This is a genomic window from Streptomyces sp. VRA16 Mangrove soil (genome assembly GCF_017377775.1).
Classification (GTDB): Bacteria; Actinomycetota; Actinomycetes; order Streptomycetales; family Streptomycetaceae; genus Streptomyces.
The window spans coordinates 150456-173666 of sequence record NZ_JAFVLN010000018.1; the positions used below are offsets into that span (position 1 = coordinate 150456).

The 23211-nt window shown below is 72.3% G+C and carries 24 protein-coding genes; 11 read left to right on the forward strand and 13 right to left on the reverse strand.

Annotated features, from left to right (window positions below; all coding sequences use genetic code 11):
• Window positions 1-113: 113 nt before the first annotated feature.
• The gene (locus tag J3486_RS35835) at window positions 114-1904 is read right to left on the reverse strand and encodes a recombinase family protein (RefSeq protein WP_207827976.1); all 1791 of its coding nucleotides are present in this window, start codon (window positions 1902-1904) and stop codon (window positions 114-116) included.
• A 132-nt stretch (window positions 1905-2036) separates the two neighbouring features.
• Between J3486_RS35835 and J3486_RS44490 the strand changes: the two genes are divergently transcribed.
• The 3 genes from J3486_RS44490 to J3486_RS35850 all read left to right on the forward strand — a co-directional run bounded on the left by J3486_RS44490 (window position 2037) and on the right by J3486_RS35850 (window position 3374).
• Window positions 2037-2333, forward strand: coding sequence for a hypothetical protein (locus tag J3486_RS44490; RefSeq protein ID WP_229379132.1), 297 nt, complete (start codon window positions 2037-2039; stop codon window positions 2331-2333).
• A gap of 39 nt (window positions 2334-2372) precedes the next feature.
• The gene (locus tag J3486_RS35845; RefSeq protein ID WP_207827977.1) at window positions 2373-2666 is read left to right on the forward strand and encodes a hypothetical protein; all 294 of its coding nucleotides are present in this window, start codon (window positions 2373-2375) and stop codon (window positions 2664-2666) included.
• A 387-nt stretch (window positions 2667-3053) separates the two neighbouring features.
• Entirely contained in the window at window positions 3054-3374 is a 321-nt protein-coding gene (locus tag J3486_RS35850; RefSeq protein ID WP_307805081.1) for a hypothetical protein, read from the forward strand.
• A 509-nt stretch (window positions 3375-3883) separates the two neighbouring features.
• Here the strand turns inward: J3486_RS35850 and J3486_RS35855 are convergent.
• Both J3486_RS35855 and J3486_RS35860 read right to left on the reverse strand, forming a co-directional pair.
• A complete protein-coding gene (locus tag J3486_RS35855) occupies window positions 3884-4738 on the reverse strand; it encodes a MurR/RpiR family transcriptional regulator (protein WP_207827978.1) in 855 nt (284 codons plus the stop codon).
• A gap of 315 nt (window positions 4739-5053) precedes the next feature.
• Window positions 5054-6547, reverse strand: coding sequence for an aromatic amino acid ammonia-lyase (locus J3486_RS35860; RefSeq protein WP_207827979.1), 1494 nt, complete (start codon window positions 6545-6547; stop codon window positions 5054-5056).
• A 154-nt stretch (window positions 6548-6701) separates the two neighbouring features.
• On the opposite strand from J3486_RS35860, the gene J3486_RS35865 reads away from it, so the two are divergent.
• The 3 genes from J3486_RS35865 (at window position 6702) to J3486_RS35875 (ending at window position 9404) form a co-directional block, all read left to right on the forward strand.
• Complete coding sequence (locus tag J3486_RS35865; RefSeq protein ID WP_207827980.1) at window positions 6702-8123, forward strand: cytosine permease; 1422 nt, start codon at window positions 6702-6704, stop codon at window positions 8121-8123.
• Between the two features lie 73 nt (window positions 8124-8196).
• A complete protein-coding gene (locus tag J3486_RS35870; RefSeq protein WP_207827981.1) occupies window positions 8197-8859 on the forward strand; it encodes a carbonic anhydrase in 663 nt (220 codons plus the stop codon).
• An 80-nt stretch (window positions 8860-8939) separates the two neighbouring features.
• The gene (locus tag J3486_RS35875; protein WP_207827982.1) at window positions 8940-9404 is read left to right on the forward strand and encodes a hypothetical protein; all 465 of its coding nucleotides are present in this window, start codon (window positions 8940-8942) and stop codon (window positions 9402-9404) included.
• A gap of 13 nt (window positions 9405-9417) precedes the next feature.
• On the opposite strand, the gene J3486_RS35880 is transcribed toward J3486_RS35875, so the two are convergent.
• Window positions 9418-10197, reverse strand: coding sequence for an SDR family oxidoreductase (locus J3486_RS35880; protein ID WP_207827983.1), 780 nt, complete (start codon window positions 10195-10197; stop codon window positions 9418-9420).
• Between the two features lie 103 nt (window positions 10198-10300).
• On the opposite strand from J3486_RS35880, the gene J3486_RS35885 reads away from it, so the two are divergent.
• A complete protein-coding gene (locus J3486_RS35885) occupies window positions 10301-11182 on the forward strand; it encodes a helix-turn-helix domain-containing protein (RefSeq protein WP_207827984.1) in 882 nt (293 codons plus the stop codon).
• A 107-nt stretch (window positions 11183-11289) separates the two neighbouring features.
• Here J3486_RS35885 and J3486_RS35890 read toward each other — a convergent pair whose 3' ends face one another.
• The 5 genes from J3486_RS35890 to J3486_RS35910 form a co-directional block, all read right to left on the reverse strand.
• The gene (locus J3486_RS35890) at window positions 11290-11664 is read right to left on the reverse strand and encodes a hypothetical protein (RefSeq protein WP_207827985.1); all 375 of its coding nucleotides are present in this window, start codon (window positions 11662-11664) and stop codon (window positions 11290-11292) included.
• A 125-nt stretch (window positions 11665-11789) separates the two neighbouring features.
• Window positions 11790-12305, reverse strand: coding sequence for a roadblock/LC7 domain-containing protein (locus tag J3486_RS35895; RefSeq protein WP_207827986.1), 516 nt, complete (start codon window positions 12303-12305; stop codon window positions 11790-11792).
• Between the two features lie 59 nt (window positions 12306-12364).
• On the reverse strand, window positions 12365-13102 hold the full coding sequence (locus tag J3486_RS35900; protein WP_307805082.1) for a transcriptional regulator: 738 nt from the start codon (window positions 13100-13102) through the stop codon (window positions 12365-12367).
• 32 nt (window positions 13103-13134) lie between these two features.
• Entirely contained in the window at window positions 13135-13557 is a 423-nt protein-coding gene (locus J3486_RS35905) for a hypothetical protein (protein WP_207827988.1), read from the reverse strand.
• A 202-nt stretch (window positions 13558-13759) separates the two neighbouring features.
• Complete coding sequence (locus J3486_RS35910) at window positions 13760-15130, reverse strand: diaminopimelate decarboxylase (RefSeq protein WP_207827989.1); 1371 nt, start codon at window positions 15128-15130, stop codon at window positions 13760-13762.
• A gap of 116 nt (window positions 15131-15246) precedes the next feature.
• Here J3486_RS35910 and hutU point away from each other — a divergent pair, with 116 nt between their 5' ends.
• Genes hutU through hutI form a run of 4 tightly spaced genes read left to right on the forward strand, consistent with a single transcriptional unit; the run spans window position 15247 to window position 20735 of the window.
• Entirely contained in the window at window positions 15247-16914 is a 1668-nt protein-coding gene (gene hutU, locus J3486_RS35915; RefSeq protein WP_207827990.1) for a urocanate hydratase, read from the forward strand.
• A 35-nt stretch (window positions 16915-16949) separates the two neighbouring features.
• A complete protein-coding gene (locus J3486_RS35920) occupies window positions 16950-18161 on the forward strand; it encodes an allantoate amidohydrolase (RefSeq protein WP_207828040.1) in 1212 nt (403 codons plus the stop codon).
• A gap of 23 nt (window positions 18162-18184) precedes the next feature.
• Window positions 18185-19519 carry a formimidoylglutamate deiminase gene (locus tag J3486_RS35925; protein WP_307805083.1) on the forward strand — a complete coding sequence of 445 codons (1335 nt, stop codon included), beginning with the start codon at window positions 18185-18187 and terminating at the stop codon, window positions 19517-19519.
• Between the two features lie 34 nt (window positions 19520-19553).
• Window positions 19554-20735, forward strand: coding sequence for an imidazolonepropionase (hutI, locus tag J3486_RS35930; RefSeq protein WP_207827992.1), 1182 nt, complete (start codon window positions 19554-19556; stop codon window positions 20733-20735).
• A 6-nt stretch (window positions 20736-20741) separates the two neighbouring features.
• Here the strand turns inward: hutI and J3486_RS35935 are convergent, their stop codons facing one another.
• From J3486_RS35935 to J3486_RS35950, 4 genes are all read right to left on the reverse strand, one after another.
• Window positions 20742-21323 (reverse strand): NAD(P)H-dependent oxidoreductase, encoded by a 582-nt coding sequence (locus J3486_RS35935; protein WP_207827993.1) that lies wholly within the window; start codon window positions 21321-21323, stop codon window positions 20742-20744.
• A gap of 88 nt (window positions 21324-21411) precedes the next feature.
• The gene (locus J3486_RS35940) at window positions 21412-21663 is read right to left on the reverse strand and encodes a hypothetical protein (protein ID WP_207827994.1); all 252 of its coding nucleotides are present in this window, start codon (window positions 21661-21663) and stop codon (window positions 21412-21414) included.
• Window positions 21660-21836, reverse strand: coding sequence for a hypothetical protein (locus J3486_RS35945; RefSeq protein WP_229379133.1), 177 nt, complete (start codon window positions 21834-21836; stop codon window positions 21660-21662). The genes J3486_RS35940 and J3486_RS35945 overlap by 4 nt, the downstream gene beginning before the upstream one ends.
• 45 nt (window positions 21837-21881) lie before the next feature.
• Window positions 21882-23021, reverse strand: coding sequence for a peptidoglycan bridge formation glycyltransferase FemA/FemB family protein (locus J3486_RS35950; RefSeq protein WP_207827995.1), 1140 nt, complete (start codon window positions 23019-23021; stop codon window positions 21882-21884).
• Window positions 23022-23211 lie beyond the last annotated feature (190 nt).

Sequence of the window (23211 nt, forward strand, 5' to 3'; positions counted from 1 at the left end):
CCGGGGCCGGTGAGCCGAGCGCTCGCGCTCCGCGGTGCAGGTGTGACCGCGAAGCGCGAGCGCTGCCGGGGACTGCCTTTCTCACCTGGGCGGCATCCCAATCCCCTGCCCCGTCAGATGAGTTCGTGGCCACGCCAGGGATAGATCTCCGACGTGTCCACTCGTGCGTCGACTGCGCGGGCGTTGTCCGGCCATCGCGTGCGCCATTCTGCGACCAGAACAGCTTCGTCCGCCCACGTGGGCACGATCAGCACACGGTCCGTATCCCACCTGCTGCCCTGGCGGACCAGAATCTTGGCAACCACTTGCATGAGCAGGGGGCGCAGCTGGGGGAGATCCGCTCGTTCCCACTGACGTGCGAGGCTTTCGAAGATCTCGGCAGAGGGCGGCGCCGCGTGGGACAGCTGCTCCTTCAGATGGCGTACGCCCTCGCGGATGACCTCGGCGCGTGCCTCTCGGTTCGCCTTGCGCTGCAGATAGTCCTCCTTGCTCAGTCCGCCGTCGGGATCCTCGTAAAGGTCAAGGAGGCGCACCAGCGCCTGCTGCTCCTTCGCGAGTTCCGATGACAATCTCTCCAGCATCCGCCCCTGACGGTCGTCCTGTTCCTGGCTGACGGGGCGGCGGGAGACCGGTCCCGCTGCCGCCTGGGCGGGCAGCCAGTCATGGATCTTGTGCTCCAGGGTGTGCATGGCGACGGATGTGCCAGGGCACACCCCACGAAACCGCAAGGCGCTCCCGCACCGCATGTGGGCGTAGTTTCCGCCGCCGCGCAGGTGATCCACCCCGGCGCGGCAGCGCTGGCCGCAGTGGGCGCAGAAGACCAGTCCGGTGAGCAGGTGGGTCTTTCCCGGCTGCGGCTTGGCGGCGCTGTGGCGTTCTCTGCGCCACGGCACGTACTGGTTCCAGAAGAAGTCCTGGGAGACGATCGGCTCGTGGTTGCCCTGCAGCCAGATGTCGTAGGCCCACGGTGCACTGTTGCTGCTGAGTGAGCGGCCCTCCTTCCTGGCGTCGATGCGTTGCTGTTCCGAGTGGTAGCGGCACAGGCCCGCGGCGAAACCGGAGTCCAGGATCGACAGCCATCCGCTGCCGGTGATCTTCCGTCCGAAGGTCGAGCGAATGCCCCGCTCCTGCATCTCCTTGGCCAGGCGGTCCAAGGGCTCGCCGGAGACGACACGCTCGTACATTTTGAGGTAAGCGGGGGCGATGGCCGGGTCGGGGACGAGTACACGGTCGGCGCACCGCTCGCATCGCTGCTGCGCAGGGCAGGAGCGACAGTGCCGGCCAGGCCCCTTGGCGGCGCAGGGCCCGCACTGGCCGCGAGGCGGACAGTCCAGGCAGGTGCGGTAGCCGAAGACGACCCGCCCGGAATGGGGGAGCCCTGTGCGCTTGCGCTGTTCCTGGGCGTCCTTCCAGTTCTTGGAGATCTGCTTGCGGCGAAGTTCCGCCAGGAGCAACAACTGGTCGCGGTTGTACGCGCCCCAGTCCGTCGAGGCATCGACATCCTCGGTGGCCGCACGGGCGACGCCGCCCGCATCTTCTTCGAGCTCCCGTAGCCGGGCCCTGGATTCGAGGAAGTTCCGCCCGAACCGGTCCCACGTGTAGAGAACGACGCCGTCGGCGTGGCCTTGCCGGATCTGGTCGATCATCCAGTTGATCTTGCGGTGCGCGAAGTCCGCTCCGCTGAGGTCGAGATCGGCGACCACCTGGACGACAGTTCCGTTTTCCCGCTCCACGAGCCTGCGGCAGGCAAACTCCTGGATGTCCGGCGAGACCATGACCTCGCGGGCGGTGGACACGCGTACGTAGATGAACCAGCGCAGGCCTTGCGGTGTGCGCCGTAAGGGGGCGGTGCCGATGCCCTTGTCGTCGTTCTCGTCAGAGTGTGGATCGATAGCATTGGCCACGGCTGTTCCTCCTGGTGGTGCAGGTGGATCGCTTCCTGGGCCTTCCGTGCGCGGATGGGCCAGGCTTGTTGCACGAGGAGAACCGTAGTCAAGAAGTTGGCATACTGCCAACTAGTTGGAAAAGGTGGACCCATGTCGGAGGCGTCGACGGGCAGTGGCGTGGAGATCGATGTTCCCGTCCTGGTCACGTTCACCAGCGGGGCTTCCTTGCTGGTACAGCTCGGCATCGTGTCCTCGATGACCCGCGAGGGTGTGCGAAGGATTGCCAAGACCGACCCTGATTGGCCCTTCGGGGAGGACCGGGCGTATCCCTATCGGAAGATCGCCAACGCGCAGGCCATGGATGCCGGTCCGTTCCTGGAGTTCTTCCGGGCACGGCAAGTGCGGGGGCGAGGGCCGGACAGGCGGCCCCGGAAACCGCGCCATTAGGGCCTGTCCGGCGGATTTCGGAAGTCTTGGAGCCGAAGCATGATCAATGTCCAGGTCCGCAGCGAGAGCGGCACGATCGAGGCTCGCGCCAGGCATGGTGTGGTCTGGGGGCCGGAGTTGGCGGGTCTCGACCAGTCGGCGTTTCCGATGATGGGGCACCTGCTGCCCTATGCGGACACTGTTCTCAACAGCCGCCAGGTGGTCACCCTGCTGGCCGAAGTGCCGCGTCTGCCCCCGGGCGTGGTCACGGAAGAGTTCGCGCGCGAGCTTCTGGACCTGGCCCAGGAGGTTCTCGACGGACAGCATCTCTACCTGTGGTTCCTCGGGGACTGAGACAGCAAGTCTGTTCGGTCCCTGAACCGGAGCCGGATCGAGGCGGTGGTGCCGGTGGGCGGCAACTCGGCGGCGTGCAGGTGAGCCCGTGTCACCGTGAAGTCCAGCGAGATTCCCGGCCGATCGCACCGTCCGCGTCGGCGGCGGCCCGGGCCTGCTGGGACATCCGCGCCCGGGTGCTGTCTGCCGACCGGAGTCCGTGCCTCTCAGGCGCGCTCTTCTCGTGCCCGCATCGTTCGGGAAGGCTCTGCCTCGGGCCACGCTCCGACCCCGCGGTTACGGTGAGGGCATGTCAGACGATCAGCGTCGCGTGACCGTGGACGACGACGTCAAGATCCCGACGCCTGCCGACGGCGAGGTGTGGGCGGTCGGGGGCCGTCATCCTCAATGGGAACGGACACGCCTTCGCCCAGAAGCGCAGCCGAGGTGGAGGGGGATACCGGCTGGCGTCTGTGCCGCCTCCGGCGCCTCCTTGGGATCACCACGTGGACCGGCGACGACGGGGACGGATTGCGGCACGAGGCCGACTTCCTCGTCGAAGTGGACGGCGATCTGAGCCACCCCGCCCTGGAATGGTCCAAACACACCGCCTACGGCTGGTTCGGCCCCGACGACCTTCACCGCCTCAAAGAGAACCGGGCCCTCGGCGAGTACCTCATCCACGCCCCGATCGCGAAGGCCTTGCCGGATCGCCCGGACGCGCCCTAGCAGTGCGTCGTGAGGTCTGTGCGGATGTGTTGGCCTCGGCGCCGCCCATGGGCCAGCGGGGCTGAGGTGAGTGTTTTCTGCGTGGGTGGTCGACGACGTGTCGCTTCCCACGTACGGCAAGGCGTCGGTCGGGGTGGCCTGAGCCGGACCCCGGCCAAGAACTAATAGGCCCGTGTTGGGGAATCGGCGCTGATCGCGGGGTGCGTGGAGATCCTCCGGCGATTCGCGAAAACGGTACGAGCGCGTCACGTGCGCGCAGCACCCGCTTAACACGCGACCGGCAGAGTTGGGGATGTCGAAAGGGGCGGGAGCGGCTCCCCGCCCCACTCGGCACAGAGCGGCGTCGAAGGACCTCCGGAGCGGCTCCCGGACCTCCATGGACGCCCAGGACGTGACAGTCGGGCCCTGACTCGGCTGTGTGCGTCCCTCGCGGGGACCGCCGTCGTCCCGCCCCCCGTCACACGGGGGTGCGGCGGTCCCCGCGCAACTCTCTTTCCCGGCGCGCGGGGTCACTCCACGAACAGGCCGCGCTCCGCCGCCCGTACGTCGAACTCCTCCAGGCGGGCCTGCGCCTGCGGCAGACCGTCGCACATCGCCTCGAGAAGCACCCGGCCGAGCAGCATCGGCGCGCACGCCGTGTCGAAGGCGAGGCCCGTGCCGACCGCGGCGGGCAGCAGCAGGTCGCTGTGGCGGGCGACCGGGGCGAACGCCGAGTCGGCGACCGTGACCACCGTCAGGCCCGCGGACCGGGCGTGGGCGAGAGCGTCGACGACCTCGCGCGGATGGCGCGGGAGCGCGAAGCAGAGCAGGGCCGTGGCGCCCGCCCGCACCGCCGCGTCGATCCGGTCCGCGAGCATCGTGCCGCCCTCGTCGAGCAGCCGGACGTCGGGGTGCACCTTCGCCGCGAAGTACGAGAATCCGTACGCCTGCGAGGCCGCCGCGCGCAGACCGAGGACCGGCAGCGGGCGGGACGCGGCGAGCAGCCGGCCGGCCCGCTCCACCGGGGCCGGGTCGGCGAGCAGACCGGCGAGGTGGCGCAGGTTCGCGATCTCGGCCTCCACCGCCTGCTGGTACTCGTTGGCCTTGGTGGCGGTGCCGGGTTCGGCGGGGGCCACCTCGCGCAGGTGCTTGCGCAGCGCCGGGTAGCCGTCGAACCCGAGGGCGACTGCGAAGCGGGTCACCGAGGGCTGGCTGACCCCCGCGAGCTCGGCCAGCTCCACCGAGGACAGGAACGGCACGTCCGCCGCGCGGCGCACCATGCAATGGGCGATACGGCGCTGCGTGGGGGTGAGCCGGTGCCCCTCGAAGAGGTGCTGGAGCCGGGTGGCGGCGCTGGTGGTGGTCTGTTCGGTGTGCTCGGTCATGGCTCCCCGTCCGGGCCCCGCTGGGTCATTCATCGGGGCTGAGATGTGTATGAGCCTATTCATGACGGGTGCGGGGCGCCAGGGGGTGGCCGGCGGCGCGGGACGCGGCGGGTACGGGCGGTGCGGGGCCACAGCGGGGTGCGGGGCGGGTCGGCGGCCGGGGCGGGGGCTAGGGCGCGGTGGAACGGTCCGAGACCGTCGGCTCCGGGGCGGCGCATGCGCCGTCGCTTCGGTCTCGGCCGCCGGAGCGCTTTTCTCCAGTGCCGCATCCGCGGCCGTGGGCCACCAAGGCCCCGGTGGGAGCGGGGCGGTCGGCTACCCCGCGAACCGCTCCAGCAGTGCGGCCGCCCGCTCCACGTCAAGGGTGAGCGGCCGGTCCGCCGTCTCCTGCGGGAGCTCCGCGTCCGCCAGCGCGAACGCGCGGCCCACCGGGAGTTCCGGGTCGGGGCGCAGGTCGCGCAGGCGCAAGGCCCGTACGGCCGCGACGAGTTCGCAGCCGACCACCTGGCGGTAGGCGGCGCACAGGCGGAGCGTCTGGCGGGCCGCCAGGGAGGCGAAGCTGGCCTGTTCCTCGACGCCCCGGGACAGGACCGCGTGGCCGAGGGACGCCGGGGCCGCGAAGGCGCGCAGGTCCGCGAGGGCGCCGCCGGCCGCGTACTCCAGGATCATCACGCCCGAGGCCGCCGCCTCGCCGTCCGCGAGGAAGGGGCGCAGGCGCGTGAACGCCGGTTCGTTCAGGGTGGAGAGGCGGGACGTGGAGAGGCGGGCCACCTGGGTCATCGCGAGCCTGAAGTGGTCCAGGGCCAGGGAGAGTTGGGCCATGTAGAAGCCGCCGTGGTGGTAGGCCGCCATGTCCGCGGGGGAGATGAGGGGGTTCTCCGCGGCCGCGTTGATCTCGACCGTGAGGACGTTCTCCAGGGAGTCCGCCGCGTCCTGCGCCGGGCCGTGGATCTGCGGCACGCAGCGGAAGCCGTACGGGTCCTGGATGCGGCCGAGCGGCGGGGTGGGGCGTTCGTCGGCGCCGAGCGCGGCGCGCATGTTCGCCGCCACGTCGTACGAGCCCTTGTGGCGGCGGGCCTCGTGCACCGGCAGCGCGTACGCCTCGTAGGAGCCGTCGACCGCCAACAGGCTCATGGCGGCCACGAGTTGAGTGGCCGTCAGGAGCGTCCGCAGCTCGTGCAGGGCGAGTGCCGACTGGCCGAGGGTGAGGGCGTTGGAGGAGATCAGCGCGAGGGCGTCGTTGTTGTCGAGGGGCTGCGGCTGTGGGGGCGTGCCCTTGCCGCGCCAGGGGTGCTCGCCCGCCAGCGCCAGGCCCATCTGGGCCAGCGGGGCGATGTCGCCGGTGCCGACCGAGCCGAACTCGTTGACCGCCGGGTGTGCGCCGTTCTCCAGCGCCTCGCACAGGGCCGTGACCACGGTCGGGCGCAGGCCCGCGCCGCCCGCCAGCAACTGGTTCGCGCGGACCGCGAGCATCGCCCGTACCTCGCGCTCCGGCAGCTCGTCGCCGATCGCGCCCGCGTGGCTGCGCAGCAGCCGCAGGCCGTGGTCGGCGGCGGCCTCGGTGGGCACGTCCTCGCTGCGGTTGGCGCCGACGCCGGTCGAGCGGCCGTAGACGCGGCCCGACGCGGCGATCTCGCGGGCCGCGTCCCAGGACTCCTCGACCCGCTTCATGGCGTCGGTGCCGGGCACCGGCCGGGCCTCGGCGTGCGCGAGGCGGACCACGTCGGCGACCGGCAGACCGTGGCCGTCGAGGACGACGACCGGGCGGGCGGCGGGGGCGGGACTCGTGAAGGACGACTTCGGGGGCATGACGGGCTGTTCCTCCTCAAACAGTCGTCCGCGGGGGCGCGGAGGCGGCGACGTGACCGCGATTTACCTGCGATTTACACGCGGCCATTGACAAATTATTCACTCACCGAGAACTCTGCATGACGATATACAGAGCGGGCAAGGGGAGACTCTCATGGCAGCGGTAGTGGAGCGGCACTCCATCGATGTCGTGCCGGACGGTGAGCGGCACGGACACGCGTTCAGCCAGTTCACCCTCTGGCTCGGCGCCAACCTCCAGATCACGGCCGTGGTCACCGGCGCGCTCGCCGTCGTCTTCGGCGGCGACGTCGTCTGGTCGCTGATCGGCCTCGTGCTCGGCAATCTGCTCGGCGGCGCCGTGATGGCGCTGCACTCCGCGCAGGGGCCGAAGCTCGGCCTGCCGCAGATGATCCAGTCACGGGCGCAGTTCGGCGTGCGCGGGGCGGTCGTCCCGCTGCTCCTCGTGATCCTGATGTACGTCGGCTTCTTCGCCAGCGGCAGCGTGCTCGCCGGGGAGGCCACGGCCCGCCTCACCCACACCGGTGACACCACCGGCATCGTGCTCTTCGCCGCCGTCACCGCCGTCATGGCCGCCGTCGGCTACCGCGTCATCCACGCGCTCGGCCGGGTCGCGAGCGTCGTCTGCGCGCTGGCCTTCGTGTACCTGGGCATCCGGCTCCTCGACCGCGTCGACCTCGGGGACCTGCTGGGCGACGCGCACTTCTCGCTGCCGATGTTCCTGCTCGCCGTCTCGCTCTCCGCGTCGTGGCAGCTCGCCTTCGGCCCGTACGTCGCCGACTACTCGCGCTATCTGCCCCGCTCCACCAGCTCGAAGGCCACCTTCTGGTGGACGCTGTCGGGCTCGGCGCTCGGCTCGCAGTGGTCGATGACGTTCGGGGTGTTCGTCGCCGCGAGCGCGGGCGGCAAGTTCCTCGACGACCAGGTCGGCTACGTCGTCACACTCGGCGGCGCGGGCCTCGTGGCGTCCTTCTTCTACTTCGTGATCGCCCTCGGCAAGCTCACCATCAACGTGCTCAACACGTACGGCGGCTTCATGTCGATGGTCACCGGCGTCAGCGGCTTCCGCGGCCAGCGCGCCATCTCGCCGCGCGTCCGCGCCGCGTACATCGCGGTCATCATGGTCGCGGGCACGGCCGTCGCCCTCGCCGGCAAGGACAGCTTCCTGTCCTCGTTCAAGGACTTCCTGCTCTTCCTGCTGACGTTCTTCACGCCGTGGTCGGCGATCAACCTCGTCGACTTCTACCTGATCTCGCGCGAGAAGTACGACATCCCGGCCCTCGCCGACCCGCGCGGCCGCTACGGCGCCTGGCGGTGGGACGCGCTCGTCGTGTACGGGGTCGGGGTCGCCGCCCAACTCCCGTTCCTGGCCACCTCGTTCTACACCGGTCCGGCCGTGGCACCGCTCGGCGGCGCCGACATCTCCTGGATCGTCGGGCTCGTCGTCCCGGCCGCCCTGTACTGGCTGCTCGCCCGGCGCGACACCTCGCACATACCGGCCGAGACGATCCTCGGCCCGGTCGCGCACGACGCGCCGTTGATCTCGGAACGGGCATGATCGGGCGACGGAACGATCAAGAGTCGCCGACGCGGTCTAGCCACGGTGAGTGACGGGCTCTTACCGTGCGTATGTGCCCCAACGCAGGATCTTCCTGACGGCGACGGCCGCCCTGGCTCCTTTGCTGGCCGTCCCGGCCGTCGCCGCCCCGTCCCCGCGACCCCGATCCGCCCACGAGGCCCTGTCCACCCTCCTCGACGGCAACCTCCGCTACGCGCAGGGCCGTTCCCGCCATCCGCACCAGGGGCGCGACGTGCGCCAGGTGCTCGCCGCCGCCCAGCGGCCGTTCGCCGTCGTCGTCGGCTGCGTCGACTCCCGCGTCCCGCCCGAGATCGTCTTCGACCAGGGACTCGGCGACCTGCTGTGCATCAGGACGGCGGGCGAGGTGCTCGACGACGCCGTGCTCGGATCCGTGCAGTACGGGGTCGGCGAACTCGGCGCGCCGCTCGTCCTCGTCCTCGGGCACGAGCGCTGCGGTGCCGTCGCCGCCGCCCTCGCCCATGTCGCCGTCGGCGCGCCCGCCCCGGGCCACCTCGGCCGCCTCGTCGACTCCATTGCGCCGGCCGCCCGCGCCTGCCGCGGCCTGCCCGGCGACTGGGCCGACCACACGGTGCGCCGGCACGCCCGCTCCGTCCGCGACACGCTCCGGGCGGACCCCGCGATCGGCGGGGGCGGGACGGTCGTGGCCGCGGCCCGGTTCGACCTGGACTCCGGGGTGGTGGCCCTGCTGTCGTGACCTGCCGCGACCGGGCCCTCGTCGAAGAGGGGGGTTAGCCCCACTGCGTACCGGTCCCCGGCTCCGTACCGTACGACGGTATGGACGCACCCGAACGCACACGCGACGGCGCACGCGACGGTGCGCGTGACGCCGAACTCAAGAAGGAACTCGACGCCACGCTGCAGGCCCGCAGGGAGCTCGGCGAGGAGTACGACTCCGCGCTCGTCGAGTCCTTCCTCGACAAGGTCGAACAGCGGCTCGACTCCGTCGTCGACCGCCGGGTGCGGCGGCAGCTCGCCGAGGAGCGGACGACCGTCGCCCGCGGCGCCCGCCGCGGCCGCACCGGCGACGGCTGGGGCGAGCGCTTCGGCTTCACCGCGGTCTCCCTCGTCCTCGCGATCCCGCTCTCCGCGATCGCCGTGGCCAACGCCCATCTGCCGGGGCTGCTGATCGCCTGGGGCGGCATCGTCGGCGTGAACGCGGTGCATGCCGGGGGCTGGCCGCCGCAGTGGCGGCGCGAGCGCGCGGAGCGCGGGCGGCAGGACTCCGACTGGGAGGAGTGAGCGGCCCGCCGGGTCAGGCCTGACGGGTGGGCAGCACGATCGCCTGGCGCAGATTCACGTGGCGGGCGCGGCTCGTCGTGTACGCGATCAGGTCCGCGATGTCGTCCGACGAGAGCCCGATGAGCGCGTCGAACATGCCGTCCAGCTGCGCGGAGAGTTCCGCGTTGTCGACGTGGCTGCCCAACTCGGTGTCCGTCAGGCCCGGTTCGATGTTGGTGACGCGGACGTCGTGCGGGCCGAGCTCCGTGCGCAGGGACTGCGACAGATACGTCAGCGCGGCCTTCGTCGCCCCGTACACCGCGTAGTTCGGGAACGGGACGTGTGCGCCGATCGAGGAGATGTTGACCAGGTCGGCGGTGCCGCCGTCCCGCGCCGCCGCGATCAGGCCGGGGGTGAAGGCGCGGATCACGCGCAGCGCGCCGGTGACGTTCGTGTCGAGCATCCGCTGCCACTCGTCGGTGCGGCCGTCGGCGATCGGGTTGGGGAGCATCACGCCGGCCGCGTTGACCACCAGGTCGACGCGGCCGTAGGCGGCGTGGACCTGCTCGGCCGCCGCGTCCACGGATGCCTGGTCCGTGAGGTCCGCGGGCACGGCCAGCGCACGGCCGCCCTCGGCCCCGATCTTCTCCGCCAGTTCGGTGAGCCGGTCGGCGCGGCGGGCCAGCAGGCAGACGCGGACGCCGTGCGCGGCGAGCAGGCGGGCGGTGGCCTCGCCCATGCCGCTGGCGGCGCCGGTGATCACGGCGGTGCGGCCGGAGAGGGAGGCGTAGGGGTGCGGGGTGGTGTTCGTCATGGGCAGCACTCTGGTCCGGGTCCGCGGGCTTACCCAGGGCCGGGTCTTTCCTGGGTTTCGCAGTACCAGGATGCGCGGGCGCGCGGTGCCTAGGATCTGACCCATGGACGAGCACGGGGATCTGAGCGGCATAGGGGACTTCCTGCGGTCGCGGCGCGCCCGCATCCAGCCCGAGGAGGTCGGGCTTCCCGGACACGGGCGGCGGCGGGTGCCGGGGCTGCGGCGCGAGGAGGTCGCGCAGCTCGCCGGGGTCAGCGTCGACTACTACATCCGCCTCGAACAGGGCCGCGGGTCGGGGGGCACCTCCCGGACGAACTCCGGGGGAGTCTCCGACGCCGTGCTGGACGCGGTGGCGCGGGTGCTGCGGCTCGACGAGACCGAGCAGGCGTATCTGCGCTCGGTGGCCAGGCCCGCGCGCACCCGGCGCCGGACGGACGGCGCGGGCCCGGGGCAGCGGGTGCGGCCCGGACTGCGGCTGCTCCTCGACACGATCGAGAAGGCGCCCGCGTTCGTGCTCGGCCGACGCATGGACGTACTGGCGTGGAACGCGCTCGGGGACGCCGTCGTCGGTTTCTCGGCGATGGCGCCCGAGGAGCGGAACATGCCGCGGCAGGTGTTCCTGAACCCCGCGGCCCGCGAGCTGTACCCGGAGTGGCGGGCCGTCGCCGCCGAGACGGTGGCCCATCTGCGCCTGGACGCGGGACTGCACCCCCGCGACCCGCAACTGGCCGTCCTGGTGGGCGAGTTGTCGCTCGGCAGCGAGGAATTCCGGCGGCTGTGGGCGGACCACCAGGTCAAGGAGAAGACCCACGGGGCCAAGCGGCTGCTGCATCCCGTCGTGGGTGAACTCGTCATGCCGTACGAGACGTTGAGCGTCTCCGGCGAACAGGACCAGGTCCTCGTGGTCTATACCCCTCAGCCGGGCTCGCCGACGGAGGAGAGGCTCAGGGTGCTGGCGAGCTGGGCGGCCGACAGGGTGTCCTGAGCCCCCCCCGCGGGCAAGCACGTCAAGGGCGACCGGACCGGGCGACCGGGGCGAGCGCGGGTGACGCCGCGCCCGGCGGGGCGCGGCGTCACCGACGTATCAGGCCGTCAGACCTCCAGGTCGGACTCGATCTTCTTGAGCTGGTGGCGGGCCATCGCCAGGTTGGCGCGCGCGGAGTCGAGCACGAGGTAGAGGAACAGGCCGTTGCCGCCGCGGCCTTTGATCAGGCGGATCAGGTGGTACTGGCTGTTGAGTGTGATCAGGATGTCCTCGATCTCGTCCTTGATGCCGAGGTGCTCCATGGTGCGCAGCTTGGCGCGGACGACGTCGGTGTTGCCCGCCGCCGCCACCTCCAGGTCGAACGACTTGGAGCCGCCGATCGTCCCGAGGGCCATGCCGCTCGTGTAGTCGACCAGCGCGGCCGCGCTGGCGCCCTCGATGGAGGCGAGCGCGTCCTTGAGGGCGGTCTCGGTGTTGGCCATGGTGATGGGTCCTTTCCTGTGCAGCTGACTGTCCGAGCAGCTGTCCGTGTGACTGTGCCGGTGGGTGGACTCGGGGCTGTGTGCGTGGCTGTGCCGGTGGCCGGGTGGTGTTGTGGTCGTGGCCGTCAACGGGCCGTTCTGGGCTGCAGCGCGCTCTCGGGGAGCGGGCCCGGCTCCGTGGGCCTGGGGGTTCTGACCGGGAGTCCGCTGTCGGTCGTCGAGGTGGTGCGGGCGCGGGCCCGGCCCCGGGTGCGCACCACGGGCTCGGCCGCCGCGGCCTCGACGAGTTCGCCGACCTTGGCGCCGGCCCTGCGGCCCTCCAGATGGAGCCGTCCGACGTTGACACGGTCCTCGGCGAGCAGGGTGAGCACCGCGGTGTCCCCGGCCGCGTACGTGGCGACGTAACCGCGCGAGCCGCGCACCAGGAGTTCACGGAAGACGCCCTGTCCCGTGGCGTCCGCGAGGCGCTGGGCGACGCCGAGCGCGGCGGCGGTCAGCGCGGCCACGCCCTCCGGTTCGACGCCGGAGGTGTCCTGGGCGAGTACGAGCCCGTCGACGCTGGCCGCGAGCGCGCCCGTGACCTGGGGCACCCGTATTCTCAACCGCTGTAGTTCGCCGAGGACTTCGGCCTCGTCCGCCATCGGCGGTCTCCCTTCGGAGGTGTCGGAAGCGACGGTCCGGGTGGTGCGCCGGAGACGGATCACAGTGCCTCCAGTGCGTCGCGCAGCCGGCGCAGCAGGGCCACGTCGGGGTCGTCCACGGCGGCCTGCGCCAGCCACTCGGGCGGGGCGGCGGTCACCGGCGGTACCGGGGGCGCGGTGGTGATCAGGCCGCCCGCGGCGAGCCGGCGCAGATCCACCAGCGTGTGGTACGCGGGTCTGCCGAGGGCGAGCGCGATCTGGGACGCGGTGCGCTCGCCGTCCACCAGGTCCAGCACCCGGCGGCGGCGCGGCGGCACCCGCACATCGTGGACGCCGGCCCGGGTGAGCGGCGCCGTGTCGGTGTCCGGCTCGGGCCAGATCCGCTGCAGCAGGTCACGGCGGCGCAGCGTCTCCCGCTCGACGGTCGCCACCGGCACCGGCCGCACCGAGCCGAACCAGTGCGAGACCCCGTAGCGAAAGCGGGTCGGCCCGCTGCTGGGAGCCAGCGTGAAGTACGCGGCGTCGAACAGCGCGCCCAGATGGCACAGTTCGAGCGCGCCGTCGGTCAGCGGCCCGTGCTCGACGAGATAGCGGCCGACCCCGCGCCGGGCCCCGGCCCGGTCGACCGCCTCCCACCAGCGGTCCGCCTGCAGCGCGCCGCCCGCGGTCAGCAGCACGTCCATGCCGGGCGTGGCCGGGGACTCGGCGTGCACGATCCGGCCGTCGGCGAGGTAGAGGGTGCCGTGCTCGCGGATCAGCGCACCGGTGGCCCGCTCCGAAGCGAGTCTGTTCAGCATGGGGGAGACGCCCGCGGGGGCGGGTGCCGCACTCATCCCAGGACCAGCCGGTCGGCGAGGTCGGCGAGCCGGAGCCGGGCGAGCGCGAGATTGCCCTCGCCGCGGTCCAGCCACAGATGCAGGAAGACGCTGCTGTCGAACGTCGTCGGCACGAACCGCAGCAGGTGGTAGCCGTCGCGGCTGGTGACGATGACGTCCTCGACGGGCGGTGTCTTGTCGCCGTCGGGGCCGCTCGTGCCCTGCGTCCAGTCGTTGCCGTCGGCGGGCGCGAACGCCCGGTGCTCGGCGGCGAGCCGGGCCAGTTCGGCGGCCTCGGTGGCGGTGGCCTCGTGGTCGCCGTTGGGTGAGTCCCCGATCGTGCCCAGCGCGAGACCACTGGTCCAGTCGACGACGGAGGCACCGCGCGCCCCCGGCAGTCGCATGGCCTCGAGCAGGCACTCGTCGATTCCGGGCACGCCTGAAACTCCCCACCTGTCGCCACTTCCGCACGCTCAGAGCACTGCTGATGCGCGTGTGACGAAGACGCTACGCACTGTACGGCGACCTGGTGAGCGTTCTGGCATTTTCCAGTGGAACATTCGGCGAGGGTCTAGAATCCGCCAACCCGCCCGGAAAGCAGGGGTGTTCAGGACACGGCAGTCACGCGTGCCCCGCACGTCACAGGCCGGTCAGCGCCCCGCGGTGCGCCCCGCCGGATTCGGCCACGATGTCCTCGATGGCCTGTGGTTCCCGCACGGTCGCGAACCGCACCCCCTCCGGCGTCGTCGTGAAGCCGTAGATGCCCGGCCTGGCCAGCGAGTTGTACGAGTAGTGGTGGGCGAAGCAGTAGGCGCCGGTGTCGAGGGCGGCCGCGTAATCGCCCGCCTCCAGGAGCGGCAGCTCGCGGTTCTCGGCGAGCAGGTCACCGGCGAAGCAGGCCGGTCCCGCGATGTCCTGGGCGACGCCGGGCCCGGACTTGGGCCGGCCCTCGGCGTCGTACGCGACGACCCGCAGCGGCCACGATCCCGGCATGTACACCGTCCGGGTCGCCACCTGGACGCCCGCGTGGGTCAGGGCGATCGGGCGGCCGCCGGTCTCCTTCGCGTACTCCACGCGCGCGAGCGTGATGCCGTGCTTGGCGAGCAGTGAGCGTCCGAACTCGGTGACGAGCCCGTAGCGCCCGTCGAAGAGCCCCGGCACGGTCTCGGCGAGCAGCTTCGCGTACGTGGCGTGGTCGGGCAGGTCCTCGTCGGAGCCGAAGTTCACCGGGAGGCCGCCGCCGATGTCGAGGGTGTCGATCTGCTGCCGCCCGGCCGCCGCGTTGATCTCCTCGGCGAGCTCGTACACGGCGCGCACGCCCTGCGCCATCAGCTCCAGGGGGACGCCCTGCGACCCGGAGTGGGTGTGCAGCCGGGTCAGCCACGGCCGGTCCAGGTAGGCGCGCACGAGCCAGTCGTGGGCCCCTTCGTCGCGCAGCGCGACACCGAACTTGGAGGTGGCGGTCGCGGTGGACAGGGCGCCGATCGACCCGGCGCCGATCTGCGGGTTGACCCGGATGCCCAGCGGGGAGCGGGTCGGCGCGGAGGTGACGAGGGTGTCGAGGCGGGCCAGCTCCTGCGCATTGTCGGCGTTGACGGCGATGCCGAGCGCGAGCGCCTCGCGCAGTTCGGCGCCGGTCTTGGCGGGGGAGTCGAGCACGGTCCGCGCGGGCGAGACCCCCGCGGCGCGGGCCAGGGCCAGCTCGCCGGGGCTCGCGACCTCGGCGCCCATCCCGGCCTCGTGGAGCAGCCGCAGCACCGGCACGAGCGGGGTCGCCTTCACCGCGAAGGCGTGCAGCACCGGGGTGCCGGGGGCGGTGACCGCGTCGAAGGCGGCGCGTACGGCGGCGGCGGAGGCCCGGATGCCGGCGACGTCGAGCAGCCCGGCGACCGGGGCCGCGGGCCCGACCAGGCCCTGGGCGACGGCGGCCCGTACGGCCTCGTCGCGGGCCTGCGCGCGGCGGGCGGGGAGTCCGGGCAGGGGAACGGTGGACGCGTCCATGGATGCCATGGGGGCCAGACAACCACCGGGGTGGGGTCCGGACCACGTATTGACTAGGTCTATTCAGAACCGCAGGATATGAATAGCTCCATCATCAGCAGACGTACGTACACCGGGAGGCAGGCATGACGTCAGGACCCCGAGCCGTACGAGCCCCGCGCGGTACACGGCTGAGCGCCCTGGGCTGGCAGCAGGAAGCCGCCCTGCGCATGCTGCAGAACAACCTCGACCCCGAGGTCGCCGAGCACCCCGACGAGCTCGTCGTCTACGGCGGCACCGGGAAGGCGGCCCGCGACTGGCGCTCCTTCGACGCGATGGTGCGCACCCTGAAGACCCTCAAGCAGGACGAGACGATGCTCGTCCAGTCCGGGCGCCCGGTCGGTGTGCTGCAGACCCACGAGTGGGCGCCGCGCGTCCTGCTCGCCAACTCGAACCTGGTGGGGGACTGGGCGAACTGGGAGGAGTTCCGCCGCCTGGAGGCGCTCGGCCTCACCATGTACGGCCAGATGACCGCGGGCTCCTGGATCTACATCGGGACCCAGGGCATCCTCCAGGGCACGTACGAGACGTTCGCGGCGGTGGCGGCCAAGAAGTTCGGCGGCACCCTGGCGGGCACGATCACCCTGACCGCCGGGCTCGGCGGCATGGGGGGCGCCCAGCCCCTCGCCGTCACCATGAACGACGGCGTCGCCATCTGTGTCGACTGCGACCCGCGCGCCATCGAGCGCCGCATCGCCCACCAGTACCTCGATGTGAGGGCCGACTCCCTGGAGCACGCGATGAGCCTCGCGGTCGAGGCCCGCGACGCCCGCCGGCCCCTCTCCATCGGCCTGCTCGGCAACGCGGCGGAGCTGCTGCCGCGGATGCTCGCCGAGTCCGCGCCCATCGACATCGTCACCGACCAGACCTCCGCGCACGACCCGCTCGCCTACCTCCCCCTCGGCGTCGACTTCGACGACATGAAGACCTACGCGGCCAAGGACCCGGCCGGCTTCACGACGCGGGCCCGTGAGTCGATGGCCCGGCACGTCGAGGCCATGGTCGGCTTCATGGACGCGGGCGCCGAGGTCTTCGACTACGGCAACTCGATCCGCGGCGAGGCCCGACTGGCCGGCTACGGGCGGGCGTTCGCGTTCCCCGGCTTCGTCCCCGCCTACATCCGGCCGCTGTTCTGCGAGGGCAAGGGCCCGTTCCGCTGGGCGGCGCTGTCCGGCGAGGCGAGCGACATCCACAAGACCGACCGCGCGATCCTCGATCTCTTCCCCGAGAACGCATCACTGGCCCGCTGGATCAGGATGGCGGGCGAGCGGGTCCACTTCCAGGGCCTGCCCGCGCGCATCTGCTGGCTCGGCTACGGCGAGCGGGACAAGGCGGGCGAGCGCTTCAACGACATGGTGGCGTCCGGCGAGCTGCAGGCCCCGCTCGCCATCGGCCGCGACCACCTGGACTGCGGCTCCGTCGCCTCCCCGTACCGCGAGACCGAGGCCATGAGGGACGGCTCCGACGCCATCGCCGACTGGCCGCTCCTGAACGCGATGGTGAACGTGGCGTCCGGCGCGTCCTGGGTCTCGATCCACCACGGCGGCGGCGTCGGCATGGGCCGCTCGATCCACGCGGGCCAGGTCACGGTCGCCGACGGCACCCCGCTGGCCGGCGAGAAGATCCGCCGGGTGCTGACGAACGACCCGGGCACGGGAGTGATCCGGCACGTGGACGCCGGGTACGACATCGCCGAGTCGGTGGCGGACGAGCGCGGGGTCAGGATTCCGATGCGAGAGGACGACAGCAAGTGAGCAACGCCCCCACGGTGGGCCCCGACTTCCTGGAGATGTGGCGGGACCTGCTCCCGATCGGCCAGGACAAGGACTCCCGCGGCTACCGCCGGCACGCCTGGACGGGCGCCGACGCCGACTGCCGCGCCTGGTTCAGGGCCCAGGCCGAGACCCGCGGCCTGACGTACGAACTCGACCGCAACGGCAACCAGTGGGCCTGGCTCGGCGACCCCGAGGCAGGCGGCGCCGTCGTCACCGGCTCCCACCTGGACTCGGTCCCCGACGGCGGCGCGTTCGACGGCCCCCTCGGCGTGGTCTCCTCCTTCGCCGCCCTGGACGAACTCCGCCGCAGGGGAGCGGAGTTCACCCGCCCCTTCGCCATCACCAACTTCGGTGACGAGGAGGGCGCCCGCTTCGGTCTGGCCTGCGTGGGCTCCCGCCTCACCTCCGGGGTGCTCACGCGTGAGCAGGCGTACGCGCTCAAGGACGGCGACGGCGTCGGCCTCCCGCAGGCGATGGAGAAGGCCGGGTACGACCCGGAGGCCATCGGCGCCGACCCCGAACGCCTCTCCCGCATCGACGCGTTCATCGAACTCCACGTCGAGCAGGGCCGCGCCCTCGACCTCTCCGGTGACGCGGTCGGCATCGCCAGCTCCATCTGGCCGCACGGCCGCTGGCGGTTCGACTTCGCGGGCGAGGCCAACCACGCGGGCACCACCCGCCTGGTCGACCGCCGCGACCCGATGCTCTCCTACGCGGAGACGGTCCTGGCCGCCCGCCGCGAGGCCCGGCTCGCAGGCGCCGTCGCCACGTTCGGCAAGATCGCGGTCGAGCCGAACGGCGTCAACGCCATCCCGTCGCTGGTCCGCGGCTGGCTCGACTCGCGCGCCGCCGACCAGCAGGCCCTCGACCGGACGGTCACCGCGATCGAGAAGGCGGCCCGCGAGTACGGCGAGGCGCACGGCATCGACGTGTCGCTGACCCGCGAGTCCTTCACCCCGGTCGTCGAGTTCGACCACGCGCTGCGCGACGAGCTCGCCCGCATCCTCGGTACCGGTACGTCCTCGGACGAGCTGCGCGTCCCCGTCCTGGGCACGGGCGCGGGACACGACGCGGGAATCCTCGCCGCACGGATCCCCACCGCCATGCTGTTCGTACGCAACCCGACCGGCGTCTCGCACTCCCCGGCGGAATCCGCCGCGGAGGACGACTGCCTCGCCGGGGTGCGCGCACTGGCCGACGTACTGGAAGGGCTGGCCTGCAAGTGACGGTGGAGCACACGGAGCGAGCGGTGACGACGACGTACTGGCTCGAACACGCCTGGCTCGGCAGCCACGTCGAACCGGGCGTGGCGGTGGACGTGTCCCGCGACGGACGCGTCGCGGCGGTCCGCACCGGGGCCGACACCCCGCCCCCCGGCGCCGAGATCCTGCGCGGCCTGACCCTGCCGGGCCTCGCCAACGCCCACTCGCACGCCTTCCACCGCGCCCTGCGCTCGACCGTGCAGGTCGGCTCGGGCACGTTCTGGACGTGGCGCGAGGTCATGTACGGCATCGCGGACCGGCTCACGCCGGACACGTACCACGCGCTCGCGCGGGCCGTGTACGCGGAGATGGCGCTCGCGGGCATCACGGCGGTCGGCGAGTTCCACTACGTCCACCACGCGCCCGGCGGCGCCCCGTACGCCGATCCGAACGCGATGGGCGAGGCGCTGATCGCGGCGGCGGCCGACGCGGGCATCCGCATCACGCTCCTCGACACGGCGTACGTCTCGTCCGGCTTCGGCAAGGAGCCCGACCACCACCAGCTGCGCTTCTCCGACGGCACGACGCAGGCGTGGGCCGAGCGCGCCTCGCTCCTCACGGCGCGGGAGCACGCGAAGATCGGCGCGGCGGTCCACTCGGTGCGGGCGGTCCCGGCGGACCAGCTGGCGACGGTCGCGCAGTGGGCGTCCGAGCGCGGCGCCCCCCTGCACGTCCACCTCTCCGAGCAGACCGCGGAGAACGACGCGTGCCAGGCCGCGCACGGCTGCACACCGACCCAACTCCTCGCGGACCACGGCGTGTTGAGCGCCCGCGCCACCGGCGTCCACAACACCCACCTCACGGACGCCGACATCAAGCTGCTCGGCGGCTCGGGCACCGGCACCTGCATGTGCCCGACGACGGAACGCGACCTGGCGGACGGCATCGGCCCCGCGGTCGCCCTGCAACAGGCGGGCTCCCCACTCTCCCTCGGCTCGGACAGCCATGCGGTGATCGACCTCTTCGAGGAGGCCCGCGCGATGGAGCTGAACGAGCGCCTGCGCTCGCGCACCCGCGGCCACTGGACGGCGGCGGCGCTGCTGCGCGCGGCGTCCGTCGACGGCCACGCGTCGCTCGGCTGGGACGACGCCGGCACCCTGGAGCCGGGCGCCCGCGCCGACCTGGTCACGGTCACCCTGGGCTCGGTCCGCACGGCGGGCGCGCTGCCCCGCCTGGGCGCGGAGACGGCGGTGTTCGCGGCGAGCGCGGCGGACGTCACGGACGTCGTCGCGGACGGGCGCAGGATCGTACGGGACGGGGAGCACGTCCAGGTCGGCGATGTGGCGAAGGCCCTGACGGAGGCGATCGCGGCCCTGCACTGACAGCCAGCCCTGACAGCCCTCCGGAAGAGGAACCATGACCACGACCACGACCACGACCACGGCCGTCACCAACATCGCCACCCTGGTCACGAACAACCCCGACCTCGGCGAGGGCCCCCTGGGCCTGCTGAAGGACGCCGCGCTCGTCATCGACGGCGACACGATCGCCTGGGTGGGCCCGGCGTCCGCCGTCCCCGCGACGGACGAGGTGCACGACGCGGCGGGCCGCGCCGTGATCCCCGGCTTCGTGGACTCGCACTCCCACCTGGTCTTCGCGGGCGACCGCACGGCCGAGTTCAACGCCCGTATGTCCGGCCGGAGTTACCAGGCCGGCGGCATCCGTACGACGGTGGCGGCGACCCGCGCCGCGACGGACGCCGAGCTGGAGGCGAACCTCACCCACTACCTGGCGGAGGCCCTCCGCCAGGGCACCACCACCTTCGAGACGAAGTCCGGCTACGGCCTGACGACGCACGACGAGGCACGCGCCCTGCGCCTCGCGTCGGCCCACACCGACGAGGTCACGTACCTGGGCGCGCACATCGTCTCGCCCGACTATGCGGACGACCCGGCGGCGTACGTCGACCTGGTGACCGGCGAGATGCTGGACGCCTGCGCCCCGCACGCCCGCTGGATCGACGTGTTCTGCGAGAAGGGCGCGTTCGACGGCGACCAGGCGCGGGCGATCCTGACGGCGGGCAAGGCGAAGGGCCTGCTGCCCCGGATCCACGCGAACCAGCTCTCCTACGGCCCCGGTGTGCAACTGGCCGTCGAGCTGGACGCCGCGTCGGCCGACCACTGCACGCACGTCACGGACGCCGACGTGGACGCCCTGGCGAGCGGCAACACCGTGGCGACGCTCCTCCCCGGCGCCGAGTTCTCGACGCGTGCCGAGTGGCCGGACGCCCGCCGCCTGCTGGACGCGGGCGTGACGGTGGCCCTCTCCACCGACTGCAACCCGGGCTCGTCCTTCACGTCCTCGGTCCCCTTCTGCATCGCCCTGGCCGTACGGGACATGGGCATGACCCCGGACGAGGCGCTCTGGTCGGCGACGGCGGGCGGCGCGACGGCGCTGCGCCGCACGGACATCGGCCACCTGGCTCCCGGCGCCCGCGCCGACCTGGCGATCCTGGACGCCCCCAGTCACGTACACCTCGCGTACCGGCCGGGAGTGCCGCTGGTGAACGAGGTGTGGCGGGCGGGGGTGCGCGCCTGAGCCGGTTCAGCCGGCCCCGCCGAGCACGGCGCGGCCCGCCTTGAACGCGGAAGCGACGGAGACGGCCCGCCGCCCCAGATAGCGGGCCGCCTCCAGCGACACCTCGCCCGGCGCGCCCTCGCCCGACACGTGCGAAGCGCCGTACGGGTTACCGGACTTGAGCTGGATCGGGTCGGTGTAGCCGGGCGGGACGATGATGCCGCCCCAGTGGTAGAAGGTGTTGGCCAGCGCCAGCAGTGTCGACTCCTGGCCGCCGTGCGCGGAGTTGGACGCGGTGAACGCCGAGTACACCTTGTCGGCGAGCGCGCCCCGGAACCCGAGCGGCCCCAGCGACTCGATGAACGCCCGCAACGGGGCCGCCGGATTCCCGAACCGCGCGGGCGTCCCGAACACCACGGCGTCCCCCCACTCCACGTCCCCGGCCGAGGCCCCGCCCTCTTCCTCCGTCACCCGGCACAACCGCACCCGCGCCCCGGCCTTCTGCGCCCCTTCGGCGACGGCCTCGGCGAGGGTGTGCACGGTGCCGGTCGCACTGAAGTAGACGACCGACACGTTGACGCCTTCCACACGCTCCACTGGCACAGTCATGGTCAGCTCCCTGGATCTCGGTTCCTTGCGGGTTCTGACCGGTACGACGAGCCGGGGCCGTGAAGTGTGAGGCGCACCGTCCCCGGGCTCACTCCCAGCTGGTCTCGGGGATGTGCCGATGGGAGTGGGTGTCCCACCCCTCGCGGTCGTGCCGTGCGCAGTGATCGGCGACCATCCCCTCCCAGCGCCGATCCGGCCACCACGGCGCACCGTGCACCTCGTGGAGGTGGCTGCGGAGCGCCTCCAGAGCGACCGGGTCCGTCACGCGCGTGAACACGTAGAACGGCCACTTCTTGCGCCCCGTCAGAATCCTGGTCTCCCGGATCCGCCGACGAGTCATGACTGCCTCCCTCGGGCCGCTTGCAGGGCCGGACCTTCGACGCTGTGGAGGGAGACGTCGGTCAGGCCCGCCGCGGTCATCTCCTCGGCCAGACCGGCGGGCGTGTGGAAGTACGCGGCCGTGAACCCCTTGCGCCCCGGCTCGTGGACGCCGGTGGTCAGGATGTCGGCCACCGCTCCCCGTACCCGGTCGTCGTCGAGCAGCGTGGCACGACCGCCTCATCGCCTCCCCAGATACATCCCCAACGCCCGCTGCAGCACCCGCCCTTGAGTCCCGACGGGGCGTTCCCACTCGCCGAGGTACTCCACCGCCCGGGCGCCCGCGCCCGTCTTGAAGCGGAGGCGGCCCAGGAGGCGGTTGTCGGGGGTGAGCAGGGGGCTGACCGCGCGCAGGTCGTACGTGTGCGTGCCCGCCGCCCGGGCGTCGCCCAGCATCCGCCACAACAGGGCGTTGCTGGGGCGCAGTTCGCGGCCTTTGGGGCCGGACGCCGCGTACGAGTGCCAGACGCGGGTGCCGACCGAGATCATCAGCGCGGCCGAGAGCACCTCCCCGTCGTGCTCGGCGAGATAGAGGCGCAGGCGGTCGCCGTCCTGGGAGTTGAGCGCCTCCCACATGCGCTGGAAGTACGAGAGCGGGCGGGCCTTGAAGCCGTCGCGGGCCGCCGTCGCCGCGTACAGGCCGTGGAAGTCGGGCAGGTCGGCGGCGCTGCCCCAGGCCACCCTGACGCCGGCCGCCTCGGACACTTCGAGCGCCTCGCGCCAGTGCGGGGCGAGACCCGCGCGCACCTCGGCCGCCGACCGCCCGGCGAGCGGCACATGGCAGCCGTACCGGGGCTGCCCCACCCCGAACCCGGTGTCGTCACCGTCCGCGCAGGGCCGCCACCCGAGCCGCCGCAGCCGCTCCCCGGCCTCCAGGGCGGCCCCGTCGATGTGGTCGGCGGCCATGCCGTGCAGATGCCGTACGCCGCTGTCGGCGATGCCCTCCGCGACGGTGGCCGGCTCCCATTGGCGCACGACGAGCGGGGGACCGATCCGCAGGGAGAACGCCCCACGCGCCTCCACGTGCGCGATCAGCGGCTCCAACAGGCGCTCCGGGCGCGGGTCGTGCCAGTCGAGCGAGGGGCCGTCGGGGACGTAGGCGAGACAGCGGCGCGTGCCGGGCAGCGGGCGGTACAGGATCAGCGCGGCCGCCACCATGACGGACCCCCTGAACCAGCCCACGCTCTCCGCCGTCCAGTCGGGCTTCACCGCGCCCCACTCGGGGATCTGGAGATGGCTGGCGCCGGGATAGAGGGTGAGATGCGCCAAATGTTCCTCGCGGGACACGGCCCGTACGGAAAGGGTGGACGAGCTGGTCATGGGCGGGGGCTCCTGTTCTGCGGCGATCACCCTAAGCCGCAGGTCACGGACCCGGTCAAGCCCTCCCCAAACGGAGCGTTCACCGTGAGCTCATTGCAACGGTGCGGGGAGAGGGTGTTGCGTTAGATTCTCATTCATTGCAACAATTTCGGGACTCTGGCCTGCAATTACAGGGCTGTGATGCGTCTGG